This window comes from Pseudomonas sichuanensis, from assembly GCF_024749065.1.
In the GTDB taxonomy this organism is placed as follows: Bacteria; Pseudomonadota; Gammaproteobacteria; order Pseudomonadales; family Pseudomonadaceae; genus Aquipseudomonas; species Aquipseudomonas sichuanensis.
Genome location: NZ_CP087185.1, coordinates 2,419,380 through 2,431,339 on the forward strand (window position 1 = coordinate 2,419,380; position 11,960 = coordinate 2,431,339).

At 70.0% G+C, this 11,960-nt stretch carries 3 protein-coding genes; all 3 read left to right on the forward strand.

Annotated elements, in window-relative coordinates; genetic code table 11:
- The first annotated feature begins 1 nt into the window (after window position 1).
- The 3 genes from LOY51_RS11210 to LOY51_RS11220 are packed head-to-tail and all read left to right on the forward strand — an operon-like array spanning window position 2 to window position 11,951.
- Window positions 2–1,078, forward strand: coding sequence for a TauD/TfdA family dioxygenase (locus LOY51_RS11210; protein ID WP_125858312.1), 1,077 nt, complete (start codon window positions 2–4; stop codon window positions 1,076–1,078).
- Window positions 1,075–4,119, forward strand: a complete 3,045-nt coding sequence (locus LOY51_RS11215; RefSeq protein WP_258646208.1) for a non-ribosomal peptide synthetase — start codon at window positions 1,075–1,077, stop codon at window positions 4,117–4,119. The genes LOY51_RS11210 and LOY51_RS11215 overlap by 4 nt, the downstream gene beginning before the upstream one ends.
- Window positions 4,116–11,951 (forward strand): non-ribosomal peptide synthetase, encoded by a 7,836-nt coding sequence (locus LOY51_RS11220; RefSeq protein ID WP_258646209.1) that lies wholly within the window; start codon window positions 4,116–4,118, stop codon window positions 11,949–11,951. Before LOY51_RS11215 ends, LOY51_RS11220 begins: the two co-directional genes overlap by 4 nt.
- Window positions 11,952–11,960 lie beyond the last annotated feature (9 nt).

The following is an 11,960-nucleotide window of genomic DNA, read 5'->3' on the forward strand; positions in this document are numbered from 1 at the left end:
AATGTCCAACAGCGAGGCGCAAGCCATTCCGGTATTGGCCAAGGGGCGGCGCAAGAGTTTGAGCATGGACCACGACAGCCTCGTGGCCTTTTCGCCAATGTTCGAAGGCCACAGCCTGCCGTTGCTGTGCACGCCCAAGGTGGCGGGCATCAACCTGGCCGAATGGGCCGGGCAGAATCGTGCGCTGATCGAAAGCAAGCTGGACCAGCACGCCACCATCCTGTTCCGCGGCTTCGCCGTGCAGGACATCGGCGAGTTCAACCAGTGCGTCGATGCGATTTCCGGCGGCGCCCTGGAGTACCTGTTCCGCGCCTCGCCGCGCACCCAGATCACCCGCAAGCACAATGTCTACAGCTCGACCGACTACCCGGCGGTAGAGAAGATCTTCCCGCACAACGAGCACTCCTATTCGCCGGTGTTCCCGCTGCACCTGTATTTCTACTGCGACCTGCCGTCGCCCACCGGCGGTGAAACCCCGTTCGGCGATACCCGGCTGATCCTGCCGCGCATCGACGCCGAGGTGCGCGATGCCTTCGTGCGCAAGGGCGGCGTGCTGTACGTGCGCAACTACGGCGACGGCATGGGCCTGCCCTGGCAAACCGTGTTCCAGACCGAAAACCGCGCCGAGGTCGAGGCCTACTGCGCGAAGATCGGCGTGGAGCCCGAGTGGAAATCCGGCAACCGCCTGCGCACCCGCCAGAAAGGCCCGGCCATGGTCCGCCACCCGCGCACCGGTGAAACCGTGTGGTTCAACCATGCCACCTTCTTCAATGCCCTGACCCTGCCTGAGAGCATCCGCGACAGCCTGCGCGCCGAGTTCGCCGACGACGAACTGCCGCAGAACACCTTCTACGGCGACGGCAGCCCTATCCCCGAGGATCACATCCGCCACCTGCAGCAGATCTACCGCGACGTCATGGTCGAGTTCCCCTGGCAGAAGGGCGACGTGGTGATCCTCGACAACATCCTCACCATCCACGCGCGCAACGGTTACACCGGCCCGCGAAAGATCCTCACGGCCATGGCCATTCCCCTGAAAAGCAGCGAAGTGGCACTGGGCCAAGGAGTTCAAGCATGACCGCAAGCAACGCAGAAATTTTCCAGACCTCGGCGCAACAGGCGCATCTGCTCCAGGCCAGTGGCGGCCAGGCGCTGGCTGCGCGGCTGTGGCTGCAACTGGACGCCGAGCCCTCTCTCGAGGCGCTGCAGCAGGCCCTGGCCCAGCTGTGCGAGCGTCACGAAATCCTGCGCACCCGCTACGTGCAGGTGCCGGGCCTGAAACACCCAGCGCAGGAAATCCACACTCAGGTGAACCTGCGCGTGCGTCACGCCGCCTCGGCCGAGCAGGCCCGCCTGCAGGTGGCCGAAGACCTCGGCCAGGCCCCGCTGGCCGCAAGCCTCGAGGGCCGCAACCTGCTGCTGGGCGTGGCACTGGCCAGTGCCGACCCGGCCGCCTTGCGCCTGCTGGGTGATGAGCTGCAAGCCTTGCTGCGCGGTGAAGCGCTGGCCGAGTTCGATGCCCTGCAATACGCCGACTACGCCGCCTGGCAAGGCGACCTGGCCCAGGAAAGCATCGGCCAGCAAGGGCGTGCGTTCTGGCGCGGCCTGCTGGCCGAGCAGGCGCGCCCCGTTGCCTTGCCGTTCGAGCGCCGCGTGGCACTGGCCGAGACGCCGTGCGTCGAGCAACTGGCCAACCCCGTGGCTGACGCCTTGGCCAAGGTGGCGGAGGTGGGGCAGATCAGCACCGACGAAGCCCTGGCGGTACTGTGGGCCGCGTTCCTGGTTGAGCTGGGGCAGCCCGCCAGCGTGGTGCTGGGGCTGGAGGTCAGCGGGCGCAACGAACAGCTCGAACAGACCGTCGGCCACTTCGCCCGCCAACTGCCGCTGGTGCTGACGATCGACAGCAGCCGAGGCCTGCGCGAGCAACTGCCGGGGTTGCTCGGCCAGTTGCGCCAGGGCCTGTCCTGGCTCGACTGCCTGGACGAAACCGACCTGGGCGAAGCCCTGCTGCCGGCCTTCGCCTGTGGCTATCGCGCCGAGGCCGCGCAGCTGGAGCAGGACTGGCCGCTGGGGCAGAAGCTGCTGTTGCGCGCCGAACAGCGCGGGCAAGGCCTGGATCTGCGCCTGGTCAGCCCGGCGCGGGTATTCGATGCCGCCCAGTTGCAGGCGTGGCTGGCGCAGTTCGCCCAGTTTGCCGTGCAGGTGGCCGCCAACCTCGACCAGCCGCTGAGCCAGTTGAACGGTGTCGATAGCGCCCAGGCCGAGCAGTTGCTGCAACGCTTCGACCGCAGCGCCGAGCAGGTAGAGGTGCCTGGTGAAACCCTGCACGGGCTGTTCGAGCAGGCCGCCAAGGCCACCCCAGGGCATACCGCCCTGCAAGTCGGCGCACAGGCGCTGGACTACGCCAGCCTCGACCAGCGCGCCAACGGCCTGGCCCAGGCCCTGCGCGAGCGCGGTGTCGGCCCCGACAGCGTCGTGGCGGTGTACGGCGAGCGTTCGGTGGAAATCGTTGTGACCCTGCTGGCCATTCTCAAGGCCGGTGGCGCCTACCTGCCGCTGGACCCCAGCTACCCGGCCGAGCGCCTGGCGTTCATGCTGCACGACGCCCGCGCCCAGTGCCTGATCACCCTGCGCCCCCTGGCCGACGGCATCGAGGTGCCCGACGGCGTTGCCCGCCTGGCCCTCGAACAGGGCCTGCCGGCCGCCCAGGCACAGGCCCCGGCCGTGGCGCTCGCCCCCGGCAACCTGGCTTACGTGATCTACACCTCCGGCTCCACCGGCAAGCCCAAGGGCGTGATGATCAGCCATGCCAACGCCTGTGCCTCGACCCGCGCCCGTGGCGAGTTCTACCGTGCCCCGCTGCGGCGCTTCCTGATGCTGTCGTCGTTCTCGTTCGACAGCTCGGTGGCGGGGATCTTCTGGACCCTCGGCCAGGGCGGCACCCTGTACCTGCCCGAAGAGCAGGCGCACAAGGACCCGGCGCGTCTGGCGCAGTTGATCGCCGAACAGGGCATCAGCCATTTCCTGGCCCTGCCGTCGTTCTACGCGCAGATCCTCGAACACCTGCAGCAGCCCGCGCTGGCCTGTGTGATTGTCGCCGGCGAAGCCTGCCCGCTGGAGCTGCAGGCGCGGCATACCGAACGCCTGCCGCAGACCCTGCTGGTCAACGAGTACGGCCCGTCGGAGAGCTCGGTGTGGTGCTCGGCGCATGCCGTGCAAGCCCTGCCAGCGTATGAGCGGGTGTCGATCGGTGGCGCCATTGCCGGCACCCGCCTGCGGGTACTCGATGAACAAGGCGAACTGGTCGGCTTCGGCCGTGAGGGCGAGCTTTACGTGGGTGGCCCGGGCCTGGCCCGTGGTTACCTGCAGCGCCCTGGCCTGACCGCCAGCCGCTTCGTGCCCGACCCGTTTGCCACAGCGCCCGGCCAGCGCCTGTACCGCACCGGCGACCGGGTCAGCCCCGGCGTCGAAGGTACCCTGGACTACCTCGGGCGCCTGGACTTCCAGCTCAAGCTGCGCGGCTTCCGCGTGGAACTGGGCGAAATCGAAGCGCGCCTCGCCCAGCAGCCCGAGGTGCGCGAAGCCGCCGTGGTGGTGCGCGAGACGGGCGCCGGCGCGCAGCTGGCGGCCTTCGCCACCCTGCGTGACCCGGCCAGCGCCAGCGGCCTGGAAAACCGCCTGCTGGAGCGCCTGCGCGAGCAGATGCCCGAGTACATGGTGCCGGCCTTCCTGCGCGTGCTCGACCGCTTGCCGCTGACCCCCAATGGCAAGCTCGACCGCACCGCGCTCGCCGCCCTGCAAGCCCAGGGCAGCGCCTACCAGGCGCCGCGCAACGAGCTGGAGCAGACCCTGGCGCAGATCTGGCAGGAGGCCTTGCAGCTGGAACAGGTGGGCGTGCATGACAACTTCTTCGCCCTGGGCGGCCACTCGCTGCTGGCCACGCGCATCCGCTCCCAGGTGCAGGAACGCCTGAACCTCGACCTGCCGCTGCGGGTGTTCTTCGAAGGTGAAACCGTGGCCTTGCTGGCCGAGCAGGTCGAGCGACATCGCGGCTCGGGCGTCAGCGAGGACAAGGCCGACGCCCTCGAAGCCCTGTTCGATGCGGTGGAGGACGTATGACCGCGCTGTCCGACCGCATGCAGGGGCTGGCCAAGCGCTTCGCCGCGTTGCCAGCCGAAGAGCGCCAGGTGTTGCAAGGGCGCATGCGCGAGCAGGGCCTGGCCTTCGATCTGCTGCCCATTCCACCCCGGGACAACCTCGACCAACCGGTGCAGGCCTCGTTCTCCCAGCAACGCCTGTGGTTGCTGTGGCAGCTCGACCCGCAGTCCACGGCCTACAACCAGCCGGCGCTGCTCAGCGTGCGCGGGGCGTTCGACGCCCAGCGCCTGGAGCGCAGCCTGCAGGCCCTGGTGCAGCGCCATGAGGCGCTGCGCACCAACTTCCGCCAGGACGAGCAACAGGTCCTGCAAGTGCTGCACAGCCACCGCGCATTCAGCTTGCAGCACCAGGACCTGCGCGGTAGCAGCCAGGCGCAGCTGGAGCAGGTGGCCGAGGCGCTGGCCGCGCAGCCGTTCGACCTCGAACACGACCTGCTGCTGCGCGCCACATTGCTGCACACCGGCGAGCAGCAGTGGGTGCTGGTGTTCTGCACCCACCACATCGTCACCGACGCCTGGTCGATGCCGATCCTGATCGAAGAAGTGCTGCGCCATTACCAAGAGCAGGCGCCGGCGCCGGCCTTGCCGATCCAGTACGCCGACCACGCCCGCTGGCAGCGCCTGTGGCTGGAGGCGGGCGAGGCCGAGCGCCAGCTCGGCTACTGGCGCGAGCGCCTGGGCGTGGCCGAAGACAGCCTCGAACTGCCCGCCGACCATCCGCGCCCGGCGCGGCGCAGCGGCCGTGGCGCGCGGCTGGCCATCGAATTGCCGGCGGGGCAGGGCGAGGCGGTCCGGCAGCTGGCCGCGGCCAACGGCTGCACGCCGTTCATGGTGCTGCTGGCGACCTTGCAGGTGCTGCTGATGCGTTACAGCGCCAGCGAGGTGATCCGCGTCGGCACGCCGATCGCCAACCGTACCCGCGCCGAGGTCGAGGGGCTGATCGGCTTCTTCGTCAACACCCAGGTGTTGCAGGTGGAGCTCGATGGCCGCCACAGCTTCGTCGAGGTGCTGGCCCAGGTGCGCCAGCGCGTGCTCGAAGCCCAGGCCAACCAGGACCTGCCGTTCGAGCACCTGGTCGATGCCCTGCAACCCCAGCGCAGCCTGGACCGCACCCCGCTGTTCCAGGTGCTGTTCAATCACCAGGTCGCGACCCGCCAGGGCAACCGCTGGCAATTGCCGGGCGTCGAGCTGGCGCCGCTGGAAATCACCCGCGAATCCGCGCGCTTCGACCTGGCGCTGAACACCGAAGAGCAGGGCGACCGGCTCAGCGCCTCGCTGCTGTATGCCACCGACCTGTTCGAGGCCCGCACCATCGAGCGCCTCGGCCAGCACTGGGCGCAGCTGCTGGGCGCCGCACTGGCGGAGCCTGCGCGGGCCATCGAAACCCTGCCGCTGGGGCCGCTTGCCCAAGCCAGCGAGGCAGATGCGACAGTACGCGGCCCGTGGCTGCACCAGCGCTTCGCAGCCCAGGCCGCCGCGCATCCGCAGCGTATTGCCCTGGTTGAAGGTGCGCGTTCGCTGACTTACGCCGCCCTCGAGGCCAAAGCCAACCAGCTGGCCCGCCGCCTGATCGACAGCGGCGTGGCCCCGCGCACGCAGGTGGCCCTGTGCGCCGAGCGCCGCCTGGAAACCCTGGTGGGCCTGCTGGCCGTGCTCAAGGCCGGTGCCTGCTACGTTGCCCTCGACCCGCAGTACCCGCGCCAACGGCTGGAGCAGATGCTCGCCGACAGTGGCGCCGCTCACCTCCTGGCGCCCAGCGACCAGGCCGAACGCTTCAGCGGCTTCACCGACGTGACGCTGCACCTGCTGGACGATGCCAGCGGCCCGCTCGACGCCCTGTGCGCCGCGCCGACCTTGAACATATTGGGCGGCGACCTGGCTTATGTGATCTTCACCTCCGGCTCCACCGGCAAGCCCAAGGCCGTCGGTGTCAGCCAGGCGGCGCTGGCCAACTACCTGGACGGCATCGAACAGCGCCTGCCCCTGGGCCAGGTGCAGAGCATGGCGCTGGTCTCCACCCTGGCTGCCGACCTTGGCCATACCGTGCTGTTCGGCGCCTTGGCCGGCGGCCGCACCCTGCACCTGATCGATCCCGACACCGCGGTCGATGGCCAGGCCTTTGCCGCCTACATGCAGCAGCATGGCGTCGATGCGCTGAAGATCGTGCCGTCGCACCTGGGCGCGCTGCTGGGCAGCGACAACCATGGCGTGCTGCCGCGCCGTTGCCTGGTGCTGGGCGGCGAAGCCAGCCCGCCGGCCTTGCTGCAACGCATTCGCGCCCTGGCGCCGGGCTGCGCCCTGGTCAACCACTATGGGCCGACCGAAACCACGGTGGGCGTGTTCACCTGCCTGCTCGATGACCTGGGCAGCGCCGCACCGCTCGGCGCGCCGCTGCCCAACCTGCGCGCGCAGGTGCTCGATGGTGCCTTGCAGCAGGCGCCGCTGGGCAGCCAGGGCGAGTTGTACCTGGGCGGCGCGGGCCTGGCCCGTGGCTATCTGGGCCAGCCCGGGCTGACCGCCGAGCGCTTTGTCCCCGACCCGTTCGGCGACGGCCAGCGCCTGTACCGCACCGGCGACTGCGTGCGCCAGCGCGCCGATGACCAGTTGCAGTACCTGGGCCGTGGCGACCAGCAGTTGAAGATTCGTGGTTACCGGGTCGAGCCCGGAGAAATCGAACAGCAACTGCTGGCCCATGGCGAGGTGAACGAGTGCGTGGTCAGCGGCCAACCCGGTGCCAATGGCACCCAACTGGTGGCGTACGTGGTGCTGGCGGCCGACGCGACGCTGCAGGCCGACAGCCTCAAGGCTTACCTGCGCGAACGGCTCTCGGCCCACCAGGTGCCGGCCCATGTGCTGGCGCTGGCGGCATTGCCGTTGACCGCCAACGGCAAGCTTGATCGCCGGGCCCTGCCGCAACCGCAGGCGCAGGCGGGCAGCACGCCCGCAACCCAGGGCGACGAGCGCCAGCAACGCATCGCCGCGCTGTGGCGCGAGGTGCTGCGCAGCCCGCAGATCGGCCTGGACGACAACTTCTTCGAGCTGGGCGGCGACTCCATCGTCGCCATCCAGCTGGTCAGCCGCGCGCGCGCTGCCGGCATTGCCTTCAGCGCCAGGGATGTGTTCGAACACCAGACCGTGCGCAGCCTGGCGGCCCGTGCCGGGTTCGACCAGCAGCAAGCGCTGGTCGAGCAGCCCGCCGCCGAGGGGCCGTGCCTGCTGCTGCCGATCCAGCAGGCGTTCTTTGCCGCCGACCCGGTCGAGCGCCATCACTGGAACCAGTCGTTGCTGTTGCAGCCGCGCCAGCCACTGGACGCTGCCGTGCTGGAGCAGGCGCTGCTGCAGCTGTGGCGCCACCATGACGTGCTGCGCAGTTGCTTCAGCCAGGGCGCGCAGGGCTGGCAGGCGCATATCCCGGCCGCCGATGAACCGCCGGCCGCGCTGCTGTGGCAGCGCCACTGCGCCACGCTCGAGGCGCTGGAACCGCTGCTGAACCAGGCCCAGCGCAGCTTCGACCTGGCCCGTGGCGATGTGCTGCGCGGTGTGCTGGCAACCCTGCCCGACGGCAGCCAGCGGCTGCTGCTGACCGCCCACCACCTAGTGGTGGACGGGGTGTCCTGGCGCATCCTGCTGGAAGACCTGCAGGCCTGCCATGACGCCTTGCAGGCCGGTGCGCAGCCACGCCTGCCGGCACGCAGCAGTTCGGTGCAGCGCTGGGGCCAGGCACTGGCCGACTGGGCGCAAGCCGAGCCGCAGCGCGCCACCTTGGATTACTGGGCGGCGCAGTTGCCGCAGCACGACCAGGACCTGCCGCAGATGCTCAGCCGCGAACCTGCGCGCAGCGCCGACCGCCAGGTCGCCGTCACGCGCCTGGATGCGCGCCTGACCAGTGGGCTGTTGCAGGGCGCTTCGGCGGCCTACCGCACCCAGGTCAACGACCTGCTGCTGGCCGCCCTGGCCCGGGTGCTGTGCCGCTGGACCGGCGAAGCGTCGGTCAGCGTGCAGCTCGAAGGCCATGGCCGCGAGGACCTTGGCGCTGACCTGGACCTGTCGCGCACCCTGGGCTGGTTCACCAGCCTGTTCCCGGTGCGCCTGCAACCCGCCGCCGACCCGGCGGCGACCATCAAGCAGGTCAAGGAGCAACTGCGTGCGGTGCCCGACCGTGGCCTGGGCTTCGCCGCCCTCAAGTACCTGGGGGCCGCCGAAGACCGCGCGCGCCTGCAGGGCCTGCCGCTGCCGCGCATCACCTTCAACTACCTGGGGCAGGTGGACGCCACCTTCAACGAACAGGCGCTGCTGCGCCCGGCCCCTGAGGGCAAGGGCGACGAGCGCAGCCCCGAGGCGCTGCTGGGTAACTGGCTGACCCTCAGTGGCCAGGTGTATCAGGGCGTGCTGGCCCTGGAATGGAGCTTCAGCGGGCAAATGTTCCAGCCCGAGACCATCCAGCGCCTGGCCGATGCCTACGCCGTCGAGCTGGGTGAGTTGGTGGAGCATTGCCTGGCGCCTTCGGCCGGTGCGCTGACGCCGTCGGATGTGCCGTTGGCCGGGCTTGACCAGGCCGCCCTCGACGGCCTGGCGCTGACTGCACGGGAGGTGGCGGACCTGTATCCGTTGTCGCCGATGCAGCAAGGCATGTTGTTCCATTCGCTGTACCAGGCCGAGGCCGGCGCCTATATCAACCAGCTGCACGTCGAGATCGGCGGGCTGGATGTCGCGCGCCTGCGCATGGCTTGGGAGCAGACCGTGCAGGCCCACGACATCCTGCGCAGTGCTTTCCTCTGGGGCGATGAGCAGACCGAGCCGTTGCAGGTGGTGCAGCGCCAGGTGCCGTCGCCGCTGCAGGAAATCGACTGGCGGGCGAAATCCGACCTGCCGGCCGCCCTCCAGGCGCTGTACGCCGAGCAGCGCAGCACGCCGTTCGACCTCGGGCGTGCGCCGCTGCTGCGGGTGTGTCTGGTACAGGTGGCAGCGGAGCGCCATGTGATGGTGTACACCCACCACCACATCCTCATGGACGGCTGGAGCAGCGCCCAGGTAATGGGCGAGGTGATGCAGCGCTACCACGGTGCGCTGCCGGCCCAGGCGCCACAGCCGCTGCGTGACTACATTCGCTGGTTGCAAGCCCAGGATCCGGCCAGTGCCGAAGCCTTCTGGCGCGAGCAGTTGGCCGGGCTGCCGGCGCCGACCCGCCTGCTGGACTGCCTGCCGGGCGCGCAGGCCGGGCAAGGCGGCATGGCCAACGTCGACCGCACCCTGGACGTTGCCCAGACGCAACGCCTGGAAGCCTTTGCCCGCGCCCAGCGGGTGACGCTCAACACCCTGGTGCAGGGCGCCTGGGCATTGTTGCTGCAACGCCTGGCCGGGCAGCAGGCGGTGTGCTTCGGCGTCACCGTGTCTGGGCGGCCGGCACAGTTGCCGGGCATCGAGCAGCAGATCGGGCTGTTCATCAACACCCTGCCGATGCTCGCAAGCCCGGCGCCCGGGCAGGCCCTGGGCGAATGGCTGCGGACCTTGCAGGCCGGCAACCTGGCCATGCGCGAGTACGAGCACACCCCGCTGTATGACATCCAGCGCTGGGTGGGGCAGGGCGGCGAGGCGTTGTTCGACCACATCCTGGTGTTCGAGAACTTCCCCATGGCCGAGGCCCTGCAAGAGGCCGGTGGCGCCTTGAGTTTCGGTGAGGTTCACCAGCACGAGCGCACCAGCTACCCGCTGACCATCGCCGCCGGCGTTGGCCAGACCCTGCAACTGCAAATGAGCCACGACCTGGCGGTGCTGCCTGCGGCCGTGGTCGAGGGCCTGGCCGAACAGCTGTGCAACCTGCTGTTGGCCATGCCGGCGGCAGCCGACTGCGCGGTGGCCGAACTGCCCGTGCTGGGCCTGGTGCAGAACGAAGCACGGCTGCGCCATGAGCGCGCCCGGGTGGACGACTGCGCCGCCTTGGTGCCGGTGCACCTGCGCCTGCAGGCCCAGGCGTTGGCGCAACCCCAGGCCTGCGCGGTGGTGTGCGACGGGCAACAGCTGAGCTACGCCGAGCTGAACCGGCGCGCCAACCGCCTGGCCCATGCCTTGCGCGGGCGCGGCGTAGGCCCCGAGCACCTGGTGGGGATCTGCATGGGCCGCAGCGTCGAGCTGCCGGTGGCGGTGCTGGCCGTGCTCAAGGCCGGCGCCGGCTACGTGCCGCTGGACCCGGACTACCCCCAGGAGCGCCTGCAGGCCATGGTCGAGGACAGTGGTATCAGCCTGTTGCTCGGTGAAGCCGCGCTGCTGCGCGCTCACGCCGACGCCGGGGTGGCCACCCTGGCGCTGGACCAGCCGTTGGCCCAGCTTGCCGGGCAGGATGACGACCCGGCCTGGTCGGGCCTGGTGGACAGCCTGGCTTATGTGATCTTCACCTCCGGCTCCACCGGCCGGCCCAAGGGCGTGGCCTTGACCCACCGGGCGCTGGCCCGGCACACCGAGGCGGCGATCCAGGCCCTGGGGCTGATGGCGAGCGACAAGGTGCTGCAGTTCGCCACCTTCAACTTCGATCCCTTCGTCGAGCAGCTGTTCGCCACCCTGGCGGTAGGGGCCACGCTGGTCATGCGCGGCCAGCCGGTGTGGAGCAGCAGCCAGTTCCGCGACGCGGTCGATACCCAGGGCATCACGGTGGCCGACCTGAGCACCGCGTACTGGGCGACCATCGCCCGCGACCTCGCCGACAGCGGGCCCCATGCCCTGGCGAGCCTGCGCCTGGTGCTGTGCGGCGGCGAGGCGATGCCGGGCAGCGCCGTGCAGGACTGGGCGCGTGCGCTGGGGCGCACGGTGAACTTGCTCAATGCCTATGGCCCGACCGAGGCCACCGTGACCGCCACGCTGCAGGACTGCACGCCGTGGCTGGCCAACCCGCAGGCAGTGCCGGCGGTGCTGCCGATCGGTCAGGCGCTGGCGGGCCGTGCGCTGTACCTGGACGACGGCCAGGGTGGCGCCGCCGCCCAGCATGGCGCCGGTGAGCTGTGCATCGGTGGCGAGCTGCTCGCCCGTGGCTACCACGGGCGGCCGGGGCTTACCGCCGAACGCTTCGTGCCCGACCCGGACGGTACGCCGGGCAGTCGCCGCTACCGCACCGGCGACCTGGCCTGGCGCGATGCCGAGCAGGTGCTGTGGTACCTGGGCCGTGGCGACGAGCAGGTGAAGATCCGCGGCTTCCGGGTGGAGCCGGCGGAGATCGAGGCCCGCCTGCGCGAGCACGGGCTGGTGCGTGAAGCGCTGGTGCAGGTGCACCAGGCCGCCGCAGGCGCGCAGCTGGTCGCCTACCTGGTGCTGGCGGCAGCGGTCGACGATGCCGCGCTCAAGGCCTGGGTCGCCGCCACGCTGCCGGGGTACATGGTGCCGGCCCGCGTGGTGCGCCTGGAGCATATGCCGCTGAGCCCCGCCGGCAAGATCGACCGCCGCGCGCTGCCGGCGCCGGAAGCGGCCGTGAGCGGCCCGCACCGCGCGCCGGGCGACGAGCTTGCGCAGCAGGTCGCGGCGATCTGGCAGCAGGTGCTGGAGGTGGAGCGGGTAGGGCTGGACGACAACTTCTTCGAACTGGGCGGGCACTCGCTGCTGGCCACCCAGGTCATCGTCCGCCTGCGCGGGCAGCTGGGGGTGGAAGTCAGCCTGGAAAACCTGTTCATGGCGAGCAACCTGGAGGCGTTCTGCGCCCACGTGCGCGGCCTGCGCGACGTGGCGCAGCCCGTCGAAGACGAATTGGCTAAATCTTTGGAGGCACTCAAACGTTTATCAAGCGCAGAGCTTGAAAAGCTGATTTCTTAAAGGAGTGCG